Here is a 20,317-nt window from a genome sequence, read left to right on the forward strand (position 1 = left end):
CTACCCCGGAGCCCGCCCATGGGACGTTACGTGATCCGGCGTCTGCTCCAGATGATCCCGGTCTTCGTCGGCAGCACGCTGCTGATCTTCTTCATGGTCTACGCGCTCGGCGACCCGGTGGCCGCGCTCTTCGGCGACCGGGCGCCGGACCCGGCCACCGCCGCCCAGATCCGCAAGGACCTCTACCTCGACCACCCGCTGTGGCAGCAGTACCTGCACTACATGGGGCAGATCTTCCGGGGCGACTTCGGCACCGCCTTCACCGGCCAGCCGGTGCTGGAGCTGATGGCGTCGGCCTGGCCGCTGACCATCCGGCTGACGATCATCGCGGTGGTCGCCGAGACCGCCGTCGGCGTCGTCCTCGGGGTGGCCGCCGGGATGCGCCGGGGCCGCCCGCTCGACACCGGGGTGCTGGTCTTCACCCTGGTGGTCGTCTCCGTCCCCACCTTCGTCAGCGGCTACGTGCTCCAGTACCTGTTCGGCGTCGACTGGGGCGTGGTCAACCCGTCGGTGTCGCTGGAGGCCCCGCTGGACGAGATGATCCTGCCCGGCGTCGTCCTCGCCCTGGTCTCGCTGGCCTACGTCACCCGGCTGACCCGTACCTCGCTGGCCGAGAACACCCGCGCCGACTACGTACGCACCGCCATCGCCAAGGGGCTGCCCCGGCGCCGGGTCATCTGGCGCCACCTGCTGCGCAACTCGCTGATCCCGGTGGTCACCTTCATCGGCACCGACATCGGGGCGCTGATGGGCGGCGCCATCGTCACCGAGCGCATCTTCAACGTGCACGGCGTCGGCTACCAGCTCTACCAGGGCATCCTGCGGCAGAACTCACCCACTGTGGTCGGCTTCGTGACCATCCTGGTCATCGTCTTCCTGGTGGCCAACCTGCTGGTCGACCTGATCTACGCGGTGCTCGACCCGAGGATCCGCTATGACTGAACCCCCCACCACGCCCTACGGGCCGCGTGACGCCGTCGGCGCGGCGGGCGCGGGCGGCGCCATGGACCTGGCCGGTGAGGAGGCCGGCACGCTGACCCCGGCCCCCCGGGGCGGCCCCGCCGGCCCCGCCGGCCCCGCCGGCCCCGCCGCCCGGCCGCGCAGCCTGTGGTCGGACGCCTGGCACGACCTGCGGCGCAACCCGGTCTTCATCGTCTCCGCGCTGCTCATCGTCTTCCTGGCGCTGATCGCCGTCTGGCCCTCCCTGATCGCCCCCGGCAACCCGCTGGCCTGCGACATCAACCGGTCCCAGGACGGCCCGGCCCCCGGCCACCCGTTCGGCTTCGACACGCAAGGGTGCGACGTGTACACCCGCACCGTGCACGGCGCCCGGGCCTCGGTGACCGTCGGGGTGTGCGCCACCGCCGGGGCCGCCCTGCTCGGCAGCGTCCTCGGCGGGCTGGCCGGCTTCTTCGGCGGCTGGTGGGACGCGCTGCTCTCCCGGATCAGCGACGTCTTCTTCGGCATCCCCATCATTCTGGGCGGCCTGGTCTTCCTGTCGGTGATCACCAACACCACGGTGTGGCCGGTGGTCGGCTTCATCGTGCTGCTCGGCTGGCCGCAGATCGGCCGCATCGCCCGCGGCGCGGTGATCACCGCCAAGCAGCACGACTACGTCCAGGCCGCCCGGGCGCTGGGCGCCGGACCCGGCCGGATCCTGCTGCGGCACATCGCGCCCAACGCGGTCGCCCCGGTCATCGTGGTGGCCACCATCGCGCTGGGCACCTACATCGCGCTGGAGGCCACCTTGTCCTTCCTCGGCGTGGGGCTGCGCCCGCCCACGGTCTCCTGGGGGATCGACATCTCCCAGGCGTCCGTCCAGATCCGCGACGCCCCGCACATGCTGCTGTGGCCGGCCGGCGCGCTCAGCCTGACCGTGCTCGCCTTCATCATGCTCGGCGACGCCGTCCGCGACGCCCTCGACCCCAAGTTGCGCTGAGGAGACGCCCGTTGAGCACCCTGCTGGACGTACGCGATCTGCACGTGGAGTTCCGCACCCGGGACGGCGTCGCCAAGGCCGTCAACGGGGTGAGCTACACCGTCCACGCCGGCGAGACCCTGGCGGTGCTCGGCGAGTCGGGCTCCGGCAAGTCGGTGACCGCCCAGGCGATCATGGGCATCCTGGACTCTCCGCCCGGCCGGGTCACCGGCGGCGAGATCCTCTTCCGCGGCACCGACCTGCTCACCATGGGCCGGCCGGAACGGCGCAGGGTACGCGGCGACCGGATGGCGATGATCTTCCAGGACGCGCTCTCCGCCCTCAACCCGGTGCTCACCGTCGGCCGGCAGCTCGCCGAGATGTTCACCGTCCACCGCGGCATGTCCCGCAAGGACGCCCTGGGCAAGGCGGTCGAGCTGATGGAACGGGTCCGCATCCCGGCCGCCCGGCAGCGGGCCGGGGACTACCCGCACCAGTTCTCCGGCGGCATGCGGCAACGCATCATGATCGCCATGGCGATGGCGCTCGGCCCCGAACTGATCATCGCCGACGAGCCGACCACCGCCCTCGACGTCACCGTCCAGGCCCAGGTGATGGAGCTGCTCGCCGAGCTCCAGCGCGAACTGCGGATGGGCCTGATCCTCATCACCCACGACCTCGGGGTGGTCGCCGACGTCGCCGACACCATCGCGGTGATGTACGCGGGCCGGATCGTGGAGCACGCCCCGGTGCACGAGATCTACCGGCGCCCGGCCCACCCGTACACCAAGGGGCTGCTGGAGTCGATCCCACGGCTGGACCGCAAGGGGCGCGAGCTGTACGCGATCAAGGGGCTGCCGCCCAGCCTGCTCGCGGTGCCGTCCGGCTGCGCCTTCCACCCGCGCTGCCCGCTGGCCCGCCCGGTGTGCGCCACCGACGAGCCGCCGCTGTACCAGGTGGGGCCGGGCCGGGGGAGCGCCTGCCACTTCTGGAAGGAGTGCCTGGGTGAGCGGTGAGCCGATCCTGCGGGTGCGGGGCCTGGTCAAGCACTTCCCGCTGACCCGCGGCATCCTGTTCAAACGGCAGATCGGCGCGGTCAAGGCGGTGGACGGCGTCGACTTCGAACTGCGCCCGGGGGAGACCCTGGGCATCGTGGGCGAGTCCGGCTGCGGCAAGTCCACCGTGGCCCGGCTGGTGATGAACCTGGAGAAGCCCACGGCCGGGGAGGTCCGCTACCGGGGGCAGGACATCACCCGGCTGACCGGACGCGACCTGAAGGCGGTGCGCCGCGACATCCAGATGGTCTTCCAGGACCCGTACACCTCGCTCAACCCCCGCATGACCGTGGGCGACATCGTCGGCGAGCCCTTCGCCATCCACCCCGAGGCGGCGCCCCGGGGCGAGCGGCGCCGCCGGGTCCAGGAACTGCTGGAGGTCGTCGGACTGAGCCCCGAGTACGTCAACCGCTACCCGCACCAGTTCTCCGGCGGCCAGCGGCAGCGCATCGGCATCGCCCGCGGCCTCGCCCTCAACCCGCGCGTCATCATCTGCGACGAGCCGGTCTCCGCCCTCGACGTCTCCGTCCAGGCCCAGGTGGTCAACCTGATGGAGCGGCTGCAACGGGAGTTCGGCCTGAGCTACGTCTTCATCGCGCACGACCTGTCGGTGGTGCGCCACATCTCCGACCGGGTGGCCGTGATGTACCTGGGGCGGATCGTGGAGACCGGGGACGAGGAGCAGATCTACGAGCACCCCACGCACCCGTACACCCAGGCGCTGCTCTCCGCGGTGCCGGTGCCCGATCCGGACGCGCGCCAGGGGCGGGGCCGGATCATCCTCCACGGCGACGTGCCCTCACCGGCCGCGGTGCCCTCCGGCTGCCGCTTCCGCACCCGCTGCTGGAAGGCGCGGGAGAAGTGCGCCCGCGAGGTGCCCCCGCTCGCCGTCCCCGGGACCTTCCACGGCACCGGCTCCCCGGCCGAGCACCCCAGCGCCTGCCACTTCGCCGAGGAGGCACGGCCCGACCCCGAGCGCCCGCAACAGCCGAGCCGCCCGCGGCCGTGACGGCACGCGGGCGGCTCGGGGCAAGCGGCGGCTCACTCGGCGGCGGCGCCGCCCTCCTCCAGCGCGGCCAGCGCCGGGTCGAGGACGACGTCCTCGGTGCGCGCGGTGACCGACGGCTCCTCCGGGAAGTGGCAGGCCGTCAGGTGTCCCGCTTCGCTGCCGGAGATCTGCACCAGCGGCGGCGCCTCGGCGGCGCACTTGTCCTGCGCCTTCCAGCACCGGGTGCGGAACCGGCAGCCGGACGGCGGGTTGATCGGCGACGGGACGTCACCGGCGAGCCGGATCCGCTCCCGCTCGTCGTCCGGGTCGGCCTCCGGCGCCGCCGACAGCAGCGCGTGGGTGTACGGGTGCCGGGGGCGCTGATAGATCTCGTCCCGGGTGCCGATCTCCACGATCTTGCCCAGGTACATCACCGCCACCCGCTGCGAGAAGTGACGCACGATCGCCAGGTCGTGGGCGATGAACAGGAACGCGATGCCCATCTCCCGCTGGAGTTCCTGGAGCAGGTTGACCACCTGCGCCTGGATGGAGACGTCCAGCGCCGAGACCGGCTCGTCGGCCACGATCAGCTTGGGCTCCAGGGCGAGCGCCCGGGCCACCCCGATGCGCTGCCGCTGGCCGCCGGAGAACTCGTGCGGGAAGCGGTTGTAGTGCTCGGGGTTGAGACCCACCGTCTCCAGCAGCTCGCGGACCTTCTTCTCCCGGCCGCCGGGCGGGTTGATCCCGTTGATCTCCATCGGCCCGGAGATGATGTTGCCGACCGTCTGCCGCGGGTTGAGCGAGGCGTACGGGTCCTGGAAGATCATCTGGATCTCGGAGCGGACCGGGGCCAGCTCCTTGCGGTTGGCGTGCGAGATGTCCTGGCCGCGGTAGGAGATCTTGCCGGCCGTCGGCTCGTACAGCCGGGTCACCAGCCGGCCGGTGGTCGACTTGCCGCAGCCGGACTCGCCCACCAGACCCAGCGACTCGCCCGGGTGCACGGTGAAGTTGACGTCGTCCACCGCCTGCACCGCGCCCACCTGCCGCTTGAACAGGAAGCCGTCCATCACCGGGAAGTGCTTGGTGAGGCCGGAGACCTCCAGCAGCGGCTCGCCGGAACGCTGTTCGGGCACCGGCTTGTCCAGGGTCGTCTGGTTGTCGCTCATCGGTCTTTCCTCGACTCCTGTCAGCCTTCTCGGCCCAGCATCGGCTGGATCCGCTCGGCGAAGATGGACTGCTTCTGCTCAGCCGTCAGATGACAGGCCGACCCCCGGCCGTTCTCGATGGTCAGCAGCGGACGCTCCTCGACGCACCGGTTGCCGGGCACCTCGTCGCGGAAGGCGCAGCGCGGGTGGAACGGGCACCCGCTCGGCGGGTTGAGCAGGCTCGGCGGGGAGCCCTTGATCGGCTGGAGCGGCACGTCCACCGAGGCCGTCAGGCGCGGGATGGAGCTGAGCAGCCCCCAGGCGTACGGGTGGTGCGGCTTGCCCAGGATCTCCCGTACCGTGCCGCGCTCGACGCACCGGCCGGCGTACATCACCAGCACGTCGTCGCAGACGTCGGCGACCACGCCGAGGTCGTGGGTGATGAAGATGATCGAGGTGCCGGTCTCCTGCTGGAGGTCCTTGAGCAGGTCGAGGATCTGCGCCTGGACGGTGACGTCCAGCGCGGTCGTCGGCTCGTCGGCGATCAGCAGTTCGGGGTCGCAGACCAGGGCCAGCGCGATCATGGCGCGCTGGCGCATACCGCCGGAGAACTGGTGCGGGTAGTCGTCCACCCGGGTCTGCGGCTGCGGGATGCCGACCCGGCGCAGCATCTCGATGGCCCGGTCCCGGGCCTCCTTCTTGCTGGCCCCGGTGTGCTTGCGGAACGGCTCGGCGATCTGCCGGCCCACCGTGTAGTACGGGGAGAGCGCGGTCAGCGAGTCCTGGAAGATCATCGCCATCTTGTTGCCGCGCAGCTTCTCCAGCGTCCGCTTGGGGGCGCCGGTCAGCTCCTGGCCGTCGAGGGTGATCTCGCCGGTGATGGTGGTGTTGCGCGGGTTGTGCAGGCCCAGGACGGCCAGGTTGGTCACCGACTTGCCGGAGCCCGACTCGCCGACGATGCCCAGCGTCTTGCCGCGTTCCAGGTCGAAGGAGAGCCCGTCGACCGCCTTGACGATCCCGTCCTCGGTGGCGAACCGCACGTACAGGTCGCGCACGGACAGGAAGGGAGCGCCCGCGTCCTGGGGCGACGCCTGCCCTTCGGGCTTGGTGAGGGTGGTCACTTGAGGGGTCTCCTCGGATGCGGTGCGTGGAGCGGCTTTGCGAACGGTTCGGGCACGGGCCGGCCGGTCATGCGAGCCGGATCCGCGGGTCGATGAAGGCGTAGCTGGCGTCGATGATCACGTTGAAGATCACGATGGAGGTGGCCGAGAAGAGCATCACGCCCATCTCCAGCGGCAGGTCGGTGCCGAGCACCGCCTGCACCGCCAGCTGGCCGATGCCGTGCAGACCGAAGGTGGACTCGGTGATGATCGCGCCACCGAAGACCGAACCGAGGTCGATGCCGAAGATGGTGATGATCGGGCCCATGGCGCCGCGCAGCGCGTACCGGAAGAAGACGTATCGAGAGCCCATGCCCTTCGCCCGCGCGGTGCGGACGTGCTCCTCCTGGAGCTGCTCGACCATCAGCGACCGGGTCTGCCGGCTGTAGTTCGACCAGAAGATGACCGACATCACCAGCGCCGGAAGCAGCATGCCGGTGATCGAACCGACCGGGTCGCCCGACCAGTTGACGTCCTGGCCGTGCGGCAGCCAGCCGAGGGTGTCGGCGAAGAGGTAGATGGCGATCGGGCCGATGAAGTAGATCTGCACCGACTGGCCGGTCAGCGAGATCGCGCTGGCCACCTTGTCGAAGACGCCGCCCTGCTTGGCGGCGGAGATCAGGCCCAGGCCGACACCGATGATCAGGAAGATCGCGGCACCCATGACGGCCAGCGTCAGGGTGTCGGGGTAGCGGTCCTTGATGATGTCCCACACCGGCTGCTGGCTGGCGAAGGAGAAGCCCAGGCAGGGCGCCGAGCAGTGACCGGAGGTCATGTCACGGCCGGCGAAGATGCCCACCATGTAGTGCCAGTACTGCTCCCAGATCGGCTGATCCAGGCCCATGTTGTGGCGGATCAGCGACAACTGGGTCGGGGTGCAGACCTTGCCGCACGACAGGCGTGCCGGGTCGGAGGGCAGGGCGAAGAAGAGGAAGTAGGTGACGGCACTGATCAGGATCAGGATGACGATGGCGCCGAGCACCCGGCGAACAAGGAAACGGAGCATGGACGGGCTCTTCCGTGGATGCGCCGTCGGCGTCGGCGGCACTGGTAGGGGGAGCGGTCGGGCGGCCGGTCCGCGGGGTCGGCCCCGCCCGGGTCAGGGGCGGGGCCGACCGGCGGAGCCGGGGTGGGGCGGGGTTACTTCACGAAGATGGTGTTGGCGTTGATGACGCCGATCTCCTGGTTGAAGGTGACACCACCCAGACCCGAGCCGTACAGCTGGAAGAACTTGTCGTAGGCGAAGGGCACCGCCGGAACGTCGTTCTGCATGATGGTGTCGGACAGCTTCTGCCACTCGGCCTGCTGCGACTTCAGGTCCGGGATCGCGTTGATGCGGTCGATCTCCGAGTTGACCTTCGGGTCGTTGAGGAACGAGTAGTTCTCCTGGCCGTCACCGATGAGCCGACCGTCCATGATCGGCTGGATGGCGGTGGAGCCGTTGGGCCAGTCGGCCGCCCAGCCGGTGCGGTACATGTCGTACTCGTTGTTGACCTTGCCGATCAGGGTGTACGCGGCGGTGGCGTCGATCGGCTGGAGCTGGAGGTCGATGCCGGCCTTGGAGAAGGCGTTCTTCAGCGTGTTGGCGAAGTTCGACCACTTCGGGGTGTTGGCGTAGGCGATGGTGAGCTTGAGCGGGGTGGTGACCCCGGCCTCCTTCAGCAGCTCCTTGGCCTTCTCCGGGTCACCGGCCGGCTTCTTCAGCTTGTCGAACGGGTCGAAGTCGCGGGAGCCGGTGATGGTCGGGGACATCAGGCTGGTCGCCATGTCGCCCTGGGCCGACCCACCGGTGGCCTGCTGGGCGGCGGCCATCGGGAAGGCGTACATGATCGCCTTGCGGACCCGGACGTCCTTCACACGCTTGGTGTTGATGTTCAGCATGTCGACGAACGGCTGGTACTGGTTGATGATCCGCGACTTGTACTTGGAGTCGCCCAGGATCGTCGTCATCTGGCTCGGGTCGGCCGACTGCGACAGCGAGGTCGCGTACTTGTCGTTGCCGGACCCGGCCATCAGGCGCTGGGTCAGGCCCGGGTTGGGGATGTTGACCGAGATCGACCACTTGTCCGGATACTGCTGCCGGATCGGGTCGGTCTTCGGGTCCCAGTTGGTGTTGCGGACCAGCGTCAGCGACTTGCCCGGCTTGTAGTCCTCGATCTTGTACGGACCGGTGGAGACCGGGTGCAGGTCGTACTTCTGCTGGGTGTCCTTGGCCTTCGGGATCGGTGAGACGTCCGGCATCGCCATCGCGTAGGGCGCGTCGGCGTGCGGGTCCTTGAAGTGGAAGACGATGGTCTTGCTGTCCGGCGTCGCGACCAGCGAGTCCGGCAGGTCCTTGCCGTCGAACGGGCCCGAGTAGGTCTTCTGGTACGAGGTGCCCGACATCCAGATCTGGACGTAGGAGGCGCCCTCGGTCTCCCAGGGGGCGTAGGTGCGCTCGATGCCGTACTTGATGTCCTGCGCGGTGACGGGGGAGCCGTCCTCGTACTTCAGGCCGTCCTTGAGGTGGTACGTCCAGGTCTTGCCGCCGTCGGACATCTGGCCGGTGTCGGTGGCCAGGTCGCCGACGAGCTTCATGTCGCCGGTCTTGGGGTCGATCTTGTAGCCGGTCAGCGTGCGGGCGTAGAGGGTGGATATCGCCTGCTGGTTGCTGACGTACAGGTGACCCGGGTCCAGGTGGTTGAAGTCGGTCTGCTCCAGGTCGTAGACCGTGCCGCCCTTCTTGGCGCCGGGGACGTCGGCGGCCGGGCCCTGGGAGTCGGCCGCGGTGCCCAGCGTGACCTTCTGCACCTTCGGCTTGGCGGTGTCGGCCAGCTGGCCGCCACCGCCCCCGCCCGCCGCCGCTGCACGCGCTGAGGGACAGCGCACCCACCGCCACGACGGCGGCGTAATGAGCCTTACGCATTCTCATGGATTCCTGCCTGTCACTGATCTACGACTTGCCTTGGGAAGTCGGCCTGCCCGGGACCCGGTGCCGGCCACTTGGACACTCAGCGGATGGTCTTGGGATCGAGAGCGTCCCGGACCGAGTCCCCGAGCAGGTTGAAGGCGATGACAAACAGGGCCATCGCGATGCCGGGGAAGAACATGAAGGTGATGTCGGACTGGTAGAAGTTGGCGGCCTTCTGGAACATCAGGCCCCAGTCCGGCGTCGGGTCCTGCATGCCGACGCCGAGGTACGACAGACCCGCCTCGGCGGTGACGTTGACCGGCAGCAGCAGGGTGGCCTGCACCAGGATGGTGCTCCACACGTTGGGCAGCACCTCCTTGCGGATGATCCGCCAGGTCGAGGCGCCGCTCAACTTGGCGGCCTCGATGTACTCGCGTTCCCGCAGGGAGAGCACCTGGGCGCGGACCAGACGGCCCATGGACATCCAGCCCAGCGCGAACTGCACCAGCACCAGCGCGGTGAACCGGATGAAGGTCGACTCCTGGGCGCCGGGACGCACGAAGATCGCCGCGATGACCGGCGCGAAGGCGATGAAGAACAGCTGCTGCGGGAAGGACATCATCAGGTCGGAGAAGCGGCCGGCGAAGTAGTCGGTCCGGCCGCCCATGTACCCCTGGATCAGACCGACGAGCACACCCGCGACCACCGACAGGATGGTTACGCACAGCGCGACCCCCAGCGAGGTGCGGATGCCGTAGACCAGCAGCGCGAAGATGTCGCGGCCCAGCTGGGGCTCGATGCCGAACCAGTGGCTGCCGTCGATGCCGCCGTTGGGCTTGATCGGGTAGCCGTAGGAGTTCAGCAGGCCGTCGTCCTGCCCGTAGAACTTGTACGGGCTCTTGCCGGTGAGCCCGGTGATCACCGGGGCGAAGATCGCGACCAGGAGGAAGACGCCCACGATGCAGGCGCAGATGATGCCGGTCTTGTCGCGCTTGAAGCGCGCCCAGGCCAGCTGCCGGGGTGAGCGGCCGACGAGCTCTGGGGCGGCCGGGGAGCCGGCGTTCGCCGGGGCCTCCTCAGGGGCCGGCTCGGGCTCGGTAGCTGCCTGAGTAGGACTGGTCATTACGTTTCCATCCCGCACCGTGGGTCAGACGCGGCGAATGCCGCGGGTTGAGCGGACTTTCGCAATGTATTCAGCGTTTAGTCAAGAGGTTGCGGCCTGAAGAAGGGCCGATCAGCCGCATCTTGAGCGAAGGTTTGGCGGATTGCTGCACATACGTGCTTGACAGGTCCACAACGAATCGGGCATACTGTCTCAAACAGACACCAAATGCGTTTACATGCTGGCAACTTGTCCGCAGCATCACCGATATACGGACGCCGCACGCTGAACAACGTACGGCCGTGCGGGTGCCGTAGGCCGACCGGGGTGATCCGTTTCGCCCCGGTCGGTCCACCGCCCTTCGCCTGCCCCGGCGGCCCCCCGAATTCCCGGCGGCTGGTGACACCACCCGCAGTGGTGGCCTATTATCAAGAATTCGGGGTTGCCTTGGGCTTGCTTGCTTCGGCTCCGCTTCCGTTGTGCGAAGCGCGCTTTCCGGAACGGTTACGAGATGGCCAGCGCGCGCCGGAGGAAGTCGACCTGGAGCAGCAGCAGGTTCTCCGCCACCTGCTCCTGCGGCGTGATGTGGGTCACCCCCGACAGCGGCAGCACCTCGTGCGCACGCCCCGCCGCCAGCAAAGCGGAGGACAGCCGCAGGGTGTGGGCGGCCACCACGTTGTCGTCGGCGAGCCCGTGCACGACCATCAGCGGCCGGGCCGGTTCCGCGGAATACGTCAGACCGGCGTCGGTCACCAGGGAGTTGGCCGCGTACCCCGCCGCCTCCTTCGCCGGGTCGCCCAGGTACCGCTCGGTGTAGTGGGTGTCGTACAGCCGCCAGTCGGTGGGCGGCGCCCCCGCGATGCCCGCGTGGAAGACGTCCGGGCGGCGCAGCACCGCCAACGCCGCCAGGTAACCCCCGTACGACCAGCCCCGGATCGCCACCCGGTCCAGGTCCAGCGGGAAGTCGCCGGCCAGCGCCCGTACCGCGGCCACCTGGTCGTCCAGGGTGACCCCGGCGAAGTCCCCGGCCACCGACTTCTCCCAGCCCGGCGAGTGCCCCGGGGTGCCCCGGCCGTCCGCGACCACCACCGCGAACCCCTGGTCCGCGAACCACTGCGAGGTCAGATGGGCGTTGTGGGCGGCGACCACCCGCTGGCCGTGCGGACCGCCGTACGGGTCGAGCAGCACCGGCAGCAGGCCGTCGCCCTCCCGGTAGCCGGCCGGCAGCAGCACCGCCGCCGGGATCCGCCGCTCGCCCGCCTCGGTGAGCACCGGGCGCGCGGTGAGCACCGGCCGCTGCGCGAACGAGGTGACCACCAGCGGATCCGCGCCCTCCCGCAGCACCCGGCAGACCGCGCCGGGCTCCTCCAGGGTGGCCGAGACGAGCACCGTCAACCCGCCGCCTCGCACCGCGGAGTGAACCCCGGGCACCTCGGACACCCGGGTCACCCCCCGCTCGCCGACCCGGTAGACGTGGATCTCGCCGGTCTCCGGCGCCTCGGCCAGCGGGCCGGCCGACGCCGTCACCAGCACGTCGGACCCGTCCACGTCGAGCACGGAGCGCACGTGCAGCCGGGCGTCGGTCAGCCGCCGGTCGCCGGCGACCAGCACCCGGGCCCCGCCGCCGTCCGCCCCGCCCTCGGCGACGTCGGCGATCCGCAGCAGCCGCCCGTCCGGCGTCCAGCACGGCACCCCGTCGAACAGCTCCAGCCACACCGGGTCCCGCTCCTCGTGGACCACCTCGGTGCGCCCGGTGTCCGGGTCCACCGACAGATACAGCTGTGAACGCTGGTCACGTGCCTGTACGAGAAGAAGGGGTGCGCCCGCCGCCGACCAGTGCACCCGCGCCAGGTACGGATGGGCCGCCCGGTCCCAGGAGACCTCGGTCCGCGTACCGTCCAGGGCGATCAGGAAGAGGGTGACCTCGGCGTTGGGGGTGCCCGCCGCCGGGTAGGCCACCTCGGCCGGCTCGCGGTCCGGGTTGGCCGGGTCCGCGATCCACCACCGGCGCACCGGGGCCTCGTCCACCCGGGCGGCCAGCAGCCGGTCGCTCTCCGGCGACCACCAGAACCCGCGCGAGCGGCTCATCTCCTCCGCCGCGACGAACTCCGCGAGCCCCCAGGTCACCCCGTCCCGCTCCGGCTCGGCGAGCACCCGGTCACCGGTGCCGTCCGCGCCGACCACCCGCAGCGCGCCGTCGGCCACATAGGCGACCAGCCGGCCGTCCGGCGACGGACGCGGGTCCAACACCGGCCCCGGAACGGGGAGTTCCCGCGTCGTACCGGCCCGCAGCTCCGCGGTGAACAGCCGCCCGGAAAGGGCGAAGGCGGCCAGCTCCACCGCCCCGTCCACCGCGTACCCGACCACCCCGGCCGACCCCTCGCGGCTGCGCTCCCGGCGCGCCCGCTCCTCGGCGGTCAACTCCTCCTCGGCACCGGAGAGCAGGGCCCGCGCGTCGGCCGCGAGCCGTTCGGCACCGGAGGCGGCGTCGAGCACCCACAGCGAGTTGGACCGGTCGGTGCCGGCCGCCGAACGCAGGAAGACCACGCGTTCCCCGTCCGGGGAGGCGGTGAACGTACGCGGCGCGCCGAGCGTGAACCGCTGGGTCACGGCATGCTGGCGCGGGAAGGAGAGGTGATCGTTCATGGCCGAAGAGTAGGGCCACCACGCCCGCCGCGGAGCCGGATCGCCGCGGTGATCCGGGTGTGCCCGGCCGCCCCGGCCCGTCCGGCCTCCCCGGCGCCACCGCGGTCGCGGTGTGTACGGCGACGGCCGGTGCGTACAAGCGTGCGCCCCGCGTGCTTCCATGCACCGAGGTATGCGGACTCACGGAAAGTTATGATCAGTTGCCGAGGGTTCCCTCGCCGCGAGGCGCAGGGAGAGCAAGAACGAGTTGGCGATGTCCCCGACCGCGCGTCCCTGGAGGTGAGCCGCTGTGGCACTCTCGATTTCGGCGGTGGTGCTGCTGCTGATCATCGTGCTGCTGCTGGTGCGGAAGTCCGGGCTCAAGATCGGGCACGCCATCGTCTGCGCGCTGCTCGGCTTCTACCTCGCCAGCTCCTCCATCGGCCCCACCATCCACCAGCTGACCACCAACGTGGCGGGGATGATCGGCAACTTCAAGTTCTGAGCGCGGCCTGTTCGGCCTGCCGGGGCGGGCCGCACGACGGGTCCGTCCCGGCCGGTAATACGCTGCCGGGTATGACCGAACCGCCCGTCCTGCCCGGCGACCCCGTCCGACGCCTGCTGCTGGTGCACGCGCACCCGGACGACGAGTCGATCAACAACGGCGCGACCATGGCCAAGTACGCCGCCGAGGGCGCCCGGGTCACCCTGGTGACCTGCACCCTGGGCGAGGAGGGCGAGGTCGTCCCGGCCGAGCTGGCCCACCTCGCCGCCGACCGGGACGACGCGCTCGGCCCCTACCGCACCGGCGAACTCGCCGCCGCCATGGCCGAACTGGGCGTCACCGACCACCGCTTCCTCGGCGGCCCGGGACGCTACCGCGACTCCGGCATGATGGGCGCCCCGCAGAACGACCGCCCCGGCGCCTTCTGGCGGGCCGACGTGGACGAGGCCGCCGCCCACCTGGTCGCCGTCGTCCGCGAGGTACGCCCCCAGGTGCTGGTCACCTACGACCCCGACGGCGGCTACGGCCACCCCGACCACATCCAGGCCCACCGGGTCGCCACCCGCGCCGCCGAACTCGCCGCCGACCCCGCCTTCCGCCCCGGCCTCGGCGCCGCCCACCGCATCGCCCGCACCTACTGGAACTGCGTGCCGGCGACCGCCGCCGAGGACGCCTTCGCCGAACTGCGCGCCGCCGCGCACGCGCTGCCGTTCCCCGGCGTCGCCGCCCTCGACGACGTCCCCGGCGTGGTCCCCGACGGCCGGGCCGCGGTGGCGGTCGACGGCACGGCGTACGCCGGACGCAAGGCCGCGGCGATGCGCGCCCACGCCACCCAGATCACCGTGCACGGCGGGTACTTCGCGCTCTCCAACGGGCTGGGCCAGCCGCTGTTCACCACCGAGTGGTACCGCACCCCGGACGGCTCGGCGCCCGACCGGCCGGCCGGCGACCTGTTCGCGGGGGTGGAGCTGTGAGCGCCGCGGACAGCGGGACCCGGCCGCCCCGGGGCCCTCTGGCCGGGGTGCCGCTGGCGCTGGTGTACGTGGGGCTGGGGCTGCTCGGGGTGCTGGTGGCGGTGGCCGGTTCGCTGGTGCAGGGCGGCTGGTTCCCCGGCGGCCTCGTCCTCGCGCTGGCGGGCAGCGCCGGCCTCTTCCACGGCGGCGGGCGGCTCACCGGCAACCGGCTCGGCTCGGCGGTCCCCACCGTGCTGTGGTTCCTCACCGTGATGTACCTCAGCGTCACCCGGCCCGAGGGCGACTTCATGTTCACCGCGGGCGCCGGACCCTACGTCTACCTGCTGGGCGGCATGGCGATCGGAGTGATCTGCGCCACGCTGCCGCACCGCACGCCCCCGCCCGGCGGGCCCGGCCGGCGCTGAGCCCGCCGCCGCGCGCGGTCCGCCGGCGCCGTCCGCGCCCGCCGCGCGCGACCCGGCCGGCGGCACATCCGCCGAGGTCGTCCCCGGTCGCGGGGGCGGAACGGGGGTTGGCCCGCCGCCGACCGGCGCTTGTGTGACGTTCCGACGGGCTGACGTTCCGTCCGGTCGCCGGGTACGGGGCCCCGCCTGACGTCGGCCAGTATGGTGGTGCGCGCCGGCGAGCCGCCCGCGAATGGCCGTGCGGTGGCGAAGCTAACCGGGAGAACCTGCTTTGAGCCGTGAAACTGACAGTTCGTCCTCAGGACCCCAGGGTCGCGGCGGCGCCGCGTACCCGTCCGGGACACCGCCGTACGGAACGGGCCAGTATCCGTCGCAGCGCCCGCAGGAGGAGCCGCTGACCGGCGGGTCCGCGGAGGCCGCGGCCGAGGAGCGCAAGACCGAGACGACGCTGACCACCCGGATCCGGATCAACATCCCCGGCTCCCGGCCGATCCCGCCGGTGGTCGTGCGTACCCCGGTGGGCGAGGAGGAGGCCGCATCCGGTGCCGCCGGGCGGGACGAGAACGGCGGCGGCCACGCCAGGACGGCCGACGGGGCGCCCGGCGCCGCGTCGGCGCGGGTACCGGGCGCCGCGACGACCCTCCAGGGCGCGGCCGGTGAGCCGTCTCCCGGCGCCGCGGCGACCGGCGGTACGGCCACCGGCGGCGGCGCCCCGGGCGGCGAGAAGAAGACCAGCGACTGGTTCGCGCCGCGCAAGCCGGTGGCGACGCCGGGCGCGGGCGGCCCCGGCACCGGTGCCACGGGGACCGCGGGCCCGGTGGTGCAGGCCGCCCCGGCCGCGCCGCGTACCGGCGACCCGTTCGGCGCCCCGGCGGCGCCCGGCGCCTCGGTGCCGCGCCAGCCGGAGGTCCCGTACTTCGGCGGCGGCGCCCCGGCTGGTCCGGCGGTGCCGGAACCGGACGCCGGTGCCGTGCCGCCGGCGGGGAGCGTGCCGTTCCCCGGCGGTCCGCAGGCCCCGGGCGCCCCCGGCACCGGCTTCGACGGCGCCGTGGGCGGTGCGGTGCCGCAGGCCCCGGCCGGGCCGACGACGGGACCGGTGACGGGCACCATGCGCACGCCGGCCGCCGCCGGACCGGTGACCGGCGTGGACGCGCCCGCCGGGGGCCCCGGCGGCGCCAAGGGCAAGGGCCGCACCGGCAGCGGCCTGCGCGGCGGCTCGCCCAGCGCGGTCGGGGACACCCTGGTCGGCGGCATCCCGGCGGTTCCGGCCGCCGACGACAAGCCCGCGCCGCAGTTCACCGCGCCCCGGCCGCCGGAGGGCGGCAGGACGGCGTCCGCGCAGCCCGGCAAGACCGCCCCGAGCGGCGGCACCCCCGCCAAGGCGGCCAAGGGCGGCAAGGGGCGCAACAAGCTGGCGCTGGCCGGCGGCGGCGTCCTGGTGCTCGCCGCGGTGGCCTACGGCGCCGGGCTGCTGATGGACCACGCCGACGTACCCAACGGCACCGTGGTCCTCGGCACCGACATCGGCGGCAAGACCAAGGAGGACGCGCTCAAGGCGCTCGACCCGGCGGTCGGCAGCCGGGCCACCGCGCCGCTGCGGATCCGCGTCGGCGACCAGGACAAGGAGCTCAAGCCGGCCCTCGCCGGGCTCGCCGTGGACCCGCAGGAGACGGTGCGGCGGCTGGCCCACCGCGACTACAACCCGGTCTCCGTGGTCCGTTCGCTCTTCGGCGGCACCCGCCAGGCGCAGCCCGCGGTCACCGTCGACCAGGAGAAGCTGCGCAGCCAGGTGCAGACGCTGACGGCGGGCACGGGCACGGGTGGCGGCGCCGACGGCATGGTGAAGTTCGTGGCCGGCAAGCCCGTCGTGGTGCCCGGCACCCCGCACCAGGCGGTGGACCTCGCCGCCGCGGTGCGCACGATCACCGACGCCTACGAACACCGGGTGACCACCGGGTCCGACGCCCCGGTGGTGCTGCCGGTCACCACGCAGCAGTCCAAGGTCACCAAGGAGGCGCTCGACAAGGCCGTCCGGGAGATCGGCGCCCCGGCCATGTCCGGCCGCGTCGTCGTGGTGGCCGGGACCCGGTCGGTGCCGTTCAGCCCGGAGAAGTCGCTGAGCAAGATCCTGACCATCGTCCCGGCCGGGGACAGCGGCCAGCTCACCCTCCACATCGACCTGGCGGTCCTGAAGGACCTGTACGGCACCGCCTTCGACGGCGTGCTGCTGGAACGCGGCACCGGTGCCCGCACGCCGGTCACCCCGCAGGACGTGGCCTCGGCGATGATGGCGCAGCTGGGCCGCACGGCCGCGGTGAAGACCGCGGTCATCCCCAACGTGGCCCCCTGACCGGCGGCTCCACGCTGTCGCACCGCCCCGGGGGCCGCCGCCCCGGGGGCGGTTGTCATGGGGGCACCCATGACATCTGTCATCCGCAGGTCACGACGGGGGACACTGCCGCGCCCCGCCCGCCGCACGGCAAGCTGGTCACCATGAGCGTTACAGCCGCACCGACGACATCGCGCCGGGAGCCGACGGGGGCACCCGCCGTCAGCTTCACCGATGTGACCAAGAGCTACGGCCAGGTCAAGGCCGTGGACCGCATCAACCTCACGCTGCACCCCGGGGAGACCGTGGCCCTGCTCGGGCCCAACGGCGCCGGCAAGTCCTCCACCCTGGACCTGCTGCTCGGGCTGCGCCGCCCCGACTCCGGCAGCGTCGAGGTCTTCGGCGGCACCCCGGCCCGGGCAATAGCCAAGGGCCAGGTCGGCGCGATGCTGCAGAGCGGCGGCCTCATGGAGGACGTCAAGGTCCGCGAGCTGGTCAAGCTCGCCTGCGACCTGCACCCCCGGGCCTACCCGGTCCAGCAGGTCCTGGAGAACGCCGGGATCACCGAGATCGCCGACCGCATGGTCAACAAGCTCTCCGGCGGTCAGGAGCAGCGCGTCCGCTTCGCCCTGGCCACCGCCGGCGCCAACGACCTGATCATCCTCGACGAGCCCACCACCGGCATGGACGTCACCGTCCGCCAGGCGTTCTGGGCCACCATGCGCCGCCAGGCCGAGCAGGGGCGCACGGTGCTCTTCGCCACCCACTACCTGGAGGAGGCCGACGCGATCGCCGACCGGGTGATCGTGCTCCACCGCGGCCGGGTCCTCGCCGACGGCTCCGCGGCCGAGATCAAGGCCAAGGCCGGCGCCCGCCGCATCGTCTTCGACCTCGACGGCCGCATTGACGAGACGGCCCTGCGCGGCCTGCCGTTCCTGACCGCGCTCACCGTCAGCGGCCAGACCGTCCGCATCCAGTCCACCGACGCCGACGCCACCACCCACGCGCTCTACGGGCTCGGGCTCTACCCGCGCAACCTGGAGGTCTCCGGGCTCGGCCTGGAGCAGGCGTTCATAGCGATCACCACCGCGTCCGACGCCACGACGGCCGCGACCGCCGAGGAGACGGCCCGATGAACACCCTGGCATCCCGATCCCTGATCAAGCTGGAGATCACCCGCACGTTGCGCAACAAGCGCTTCATGTTCTTCTCGGTGATCTACCCGGCTGGCCTCTTCCTGCTGATCTCCGGCTCCGCCGGCAGCCAGAAGATCGGCGACACCGGCCTTTCCATGCAGCTGTACTTCATGGTCTCCATGGCCTCCTTCGGCGTGCTCACCGCCGTCCTGATGGGCAACAGCGAGCGCATCTCCAAGGAACGGGAGAAGGGCTGGGTGCGCCAGCTGCGGCTGACCGCGCTCCCCGGCCACGGCTACGTGCTCGCCAAGATCGCCTCGGCGGCCACCGTCACCCTGCCGGCGATCGTGGTAGTCGAGCTGGTCGCGGCGATATTCAAGGGCGTCCGGCTGGAGGCGTGGCAGTGGATAGCGCTCTCCGTCGCCATCTGGGCCGGCTCGCTGGTCTTCGCCGCACTCGGGGTGGCCATCGGCTACCTGGTCAACGGTGACGCGGTCCGCCCGGTCACCATGCTGATCTACTTCGGGCTGTCGATCCTCGGCGGGCTGTGGATGCCCGCCACGGTCTTCCCGCAGTGGCTCCAGAACATCGCCAAGTGGCTGCCGACCTCCGCCTACGCCGCGCTCGGCCACGCCATCGAGGCCGGCGGCGCCCCCCACGCCCGCGACCTTGCGGTGCTCGTCGGCTACCTCGTGGTCTTCGGCGGTGGGGCAGCATGGTTGTACCGGAAGGACAGCCTCAAGGCGTGACCCGAAGGGCGGACGCGACCGGAAGGCGGTGAGGTGGACGGGATGAGTGTGGACGAGTGCGACGGCGAGCCGGAGGGCGGCCCGGAGATCGGGATCGGCAAGCCCCCGGAGAACGCCCGGGAGCTGCTGATCAAGCTCTGCTGGACCGGGGCCTACATGCTCTACATGGCCTCCGCCGTCGGCAACCTCGTCGCCGTCCGCCACTCCACCCCGGGGCTGGTGTTCGGCTGGCTGGGGCTGGCCGCCTTCGTCGGCCCCTATCTGTACCTGGTGCTGACGCGCAAGGGGCGCCGCGGCTTCCAGCTCTGGCAGGGGGCCCTGCTGGTCTGGCTCTACGCGCTGGCGACCGGGCTCACCTTCGCCTACGGGTCCGACTGGCTGGTGCTGCTGATCTACGTCGCGATCGCCTCGGGCGCGGTGCTGCCGGTCCGCAAGGCCCTGTGGGCGGTGCCGGGGGTGGCGTTGTCGCTGCTGGGGGTGGGGTTGCTGGTCCACGGCAACGAGGTGATGCTCGCCGGGGAGTTCTTCCCCGCGCTGCTCGGAGGGGCCGCGATGTTCGGGGTGGTGCAGATGCGGCGCACCATGCGGGAGCTGCGGGAGGCCCGGGCGACGGTGGCCCGGCTGGCGGCCACCGAGGAACGGCTGCGGCTCGCCCGTGACCTGCACGACCTGCTCGGCCACTCGCTCTCCCTGATCACCTTGAAGAGCGAGCTGGCCGGCCGGATGCTCCCGGACCGCCCGGACGACGCCGCCAAGCAGGTCGCCGACATCGAGCAGGTCAGCCGGCAGGCGCTGGTGGACGTCCGGGAAGCGGTCAGCGGCTTCCGCCGGCCCACCCTCGGGGTGGAGCTGGCCGGCGCCCGCACCGCGCTGCGCACCGCGGGCGTCGAGGCGTCCATCGCCCCCTCGCTCGACCGGTCGGCGCACCAGCGTCCCCCCGGGCTCGGCCCGGAGGAGGAGGGCGCGCTCGCCTGGGCGCTGCGTGAGGCGGTCACCAACATCGTGCGCCACAGCGGGGCCGGCCACTGCGAACTGCTGCTGGACGAGGTCTGGGAGGCCGACGAGACGCGTTACCTGCGGCTGGAGATATCGGACGACGGCCGCGGTCCCGGCCGCGCCCACCACGCCGGCAACGGACTGGGCGGCCTGGAGGAACGCCTCGCGCTCTCCGGCGGCCGGCTGCGCACCGGCCCCTCCCGCACCGCAGGGTTCTGCCTCCAGGCGTACGTACCGCTGCGCCCGGCCCCGGCCGCCGTGGCCGTCGCCTCCTAGTGACGCGGGTTTTCCACAGGGTTTTCCACAGGGCCGAAAGGATCATGGAGCAGGTCGCTACCCTG

General features: G+C 71.7%; 17 protein-coding genes. 11 read left to right on the forward strand and 6 right to left on the reverse strand.

Annotated features, from left to right (window positions below):
* Positions 1-18: 18 nt before the first annotated feature.
* Genes SCATT_RS18745 through SCATT_RS18760 form a run of 4 tightly spaced genes read left to right on the forward strand, consistent with a single transcriptional unit; the run spans position 19 to position 3,982 of the window.
* A complete protein-coding gene (locus SCATT_RS18745; protein ID WP_014144685.1) occupies positions 19-942 on the forward strand; it encodes an ABC transporter permease in 924 nt (307 codons plus the stop codon).
* On the forward strand, positions 935-1,939 hold the full coding sequence (locus SCATT_RS18750) for an ABC transporter permease (RefSeq protein ID WP_014144686.1): 1,005 nt from the start codon (positions 935-937) through the stop codon (positions 1,937-1,939). Before SCATT_RS18745 ends, SCATT_RS18750 begins: the two co-directional genes overlap by 8 nt.
* A gap of 11 nt (positions 1,940-1,950) precedes the next feature.
* Positions 1,951-2,934, forward strand: a complete 984-nt coding sequence (locus tag SCATT_RS18755) for an ABC transporter ATP-binding protein (protein WP_014144687.1) — start codon at positions 1,951-1,953, stop codon at positions 2,932-2,934.
* Positions 2,924-3,982: an ABC transporter ATP-binding protein gene (locus SCATT_RS18760; protein ID WP_014144688.1), complete on the forward strand. Its 1,059-nt coding sequence runs from the start codon at positions 2,924-2,926 to the stop codon at positions 3,980-3,982. Before SCATT_RS18755 ends, SCATT_RS18760 begins: the two co-directional genes overlap by 11 nt.
* Positions 3,983-4,014: 32 nt before the next feature.
* On the opposite strand, the gene SCATT_RS18765 is transcribed toward SCATT_RS18760, so the two are convergent.
* The 6 genes from SCATT_RS18765 to SCATT_RS18790 form a co-directional block, all read right to left on the reverse strand.
* Positions 4,015-5,127, reverse strand: coding sequence for an ABC transporter ATP-binding protein (locus tag SCATT_RS18765; protein ID WP_014144689.1), 1,113 nt, complete (start codon positions 5,125-5,127; stop codon positions 4,015-4,017).
* Between the two features lie 20 nt (positions 5,128-5,147).
* Complete coding sequence (locus SCATT_RS18770) at positions 5,148-6,227, reverse strand: ABC transporter ATP-binding protein (protein WP_014144690.1); 1,080 nt, start codon at positions 6,225-6,227, stop codon at positions 5,148-5,150.
* Between the two features lie 67 nt (positions 6,228-6,294).
* Positions 6,295-7,272: an ABC transporter permease gene (locus SCATT_RS18775; RefSeq protein WP_014144691.1), complete on the reverse strand. Its 978-nt coding sequence runs from the start codon at positions 7,270-7,272 to the stop codon at positions 6,295-6,297.
* A gap of 134 nt (positions 7,273-7,406) precedes the next feature.
* Positions 7,407-9,134, reverse strand: a complete 1,728-nt coding sequence (locus SCATT_RS18780) for an ABC transporter substrate-binding protein (protein WP_014628314.1) — start codon at positions 9,132-9,134, stop codon at positions 7,407-7,409.
* A gap of 122 nt (positions 9,135-9,256) precedes the next feature.
* Positions 9,257-10,279, reverse strand: coding sequence for an ABC transporter permease (locus SCATT_RS18785; RefSeq protein ID WP_014144693.1), 1,023 nt, complete (start codon positions 10,277-10,279; stop codon positions 9,257-9,259).
* Positions 10,280-10,762: 483 nt separating this feature from the next.
* A complete protein-coding gene (locus SCATT_RS18790) occupies positions 10,763-12,904 on the reverse strand; it encodes a S9 family peptidase (protein WP_014144694.1) in 2,142 nt (713 codons plus the stop codon).
* 289 nt (positions 12,905-13,193) lie between these two features.
* Here SCATT_RS18790 and SCATT_RS18795 point away from each other — a divergent pair, with 289 nt between their 5' ends.
* The 7 genes from SCATT_RS18795 to SCATT_RS18825 all read left to right on the forward strand — a co-directional run bounded on the left by SCATT_RS18795 (position 13,194) and on the right by SCATT_RS18825 (position 20,252).
* A complete protein-coding gene (locus SCATT_RS18795) occupies positions 13,194-13,388 on the forward strand; it encodes a hypothetical protein (RefSeq protein WP_014144695.1) in 195 nt (64 codons plus the stop codon).
* 71 nt (positions 13,389-13,459) lie between these two features.
* Positions 13,460-14,362 carry an N-acetyl-1-D-myo-inositol-2-amino-2-deoxy-alpha-D-glucopyranoside deacetylase gene (gene mshB / locus SCATT_RS18800; protein ID WP_014144696.1) on the forward strand — a complete coding sequence of 301 codons (903 nt, stop codon included), beginning with the start codon at positions 13,460-13,462 and terminating at the stop codon, positions 14,360-14,362.
* Entirely contained in the window at positions 14,359-14,766 is a 408-nt protein-coding gene (locus SCATT_RS18805; RefSeq protein WP_014144697.1) for a DUF6113 family protein, read from the forward strand. The genes mshB and SCATT_RS18805 overlap by 4 nt, the downstream gene beginning before the upstream one ends.
* A gap of 271 nt (positions 14,767-15,037) precedes the next feature.
* Positions 15,038-17,116, forward strand: a complete 2,079-nt coding sequence (locus SCATT_RS18810) for a hypothetical protein (protein ID WP_014144698.1) — start codon at positions 15,038-15,040, stop codon at positions 17,114-17,116.
* A gap of 143 nt (positions 17,117-17,259) precedes the next feature.
* Positions 17,260-18,231: an ABC transporter ATP-binding protein gene (locus tag SCATT_RS18815; protein ID WP_014144699.1), complete on the forward strand. Its 972-nt coding sequence runs from the start codon at positions 17,260-17,262 to the stop codon at positions 18,229-18,231.
* Positions 18,228-18,980 carry an ABC transporter permease gene (locus tag SCATT_RS18820; RefSeq protein WP_014144700.1) on the forward strand — a complete coding sequence of 251 codons (753 nt, stop codon included), beginning with the start codon at positions 18,228-18,230 and terminating at the stop codon, positions 18,978-18,980. The genes SCATT_RS18815 and SCATT_RS18820 overlap by 4 nt, the downstream gene beginning before the upstream one ends.
* Before the next feature lie 42 nt (positions 18,981-19,022).
* The gene (locus tag SCATT_RS18825) at positions 19,023-20,252 is read left to right on the forward strand and encodes a sensor histidine kinase (RefSeq protein ID WP_014144701.1); all 1,230 of its coding nucleotides are present in this window, start codon (positions 19,023-19,025) and stop codon (positions 20,250-20,252) included.
* The last annotated feature ends 65 nt before the right edge of the window (positions 20,253-20,317 follow it).

Origin of the sequence: Streptantibioticus cattleyicolor NRRL 8057 = DSM 46488, assembly GCF_000240165.1 — a bacterium.
GTDB lineage: Bacteria > Actinomycetota > Actinomycetes > Streptomycetales > Streptomycetaceae > Streptantibioticus > Streptantibioticus cattleyicolor.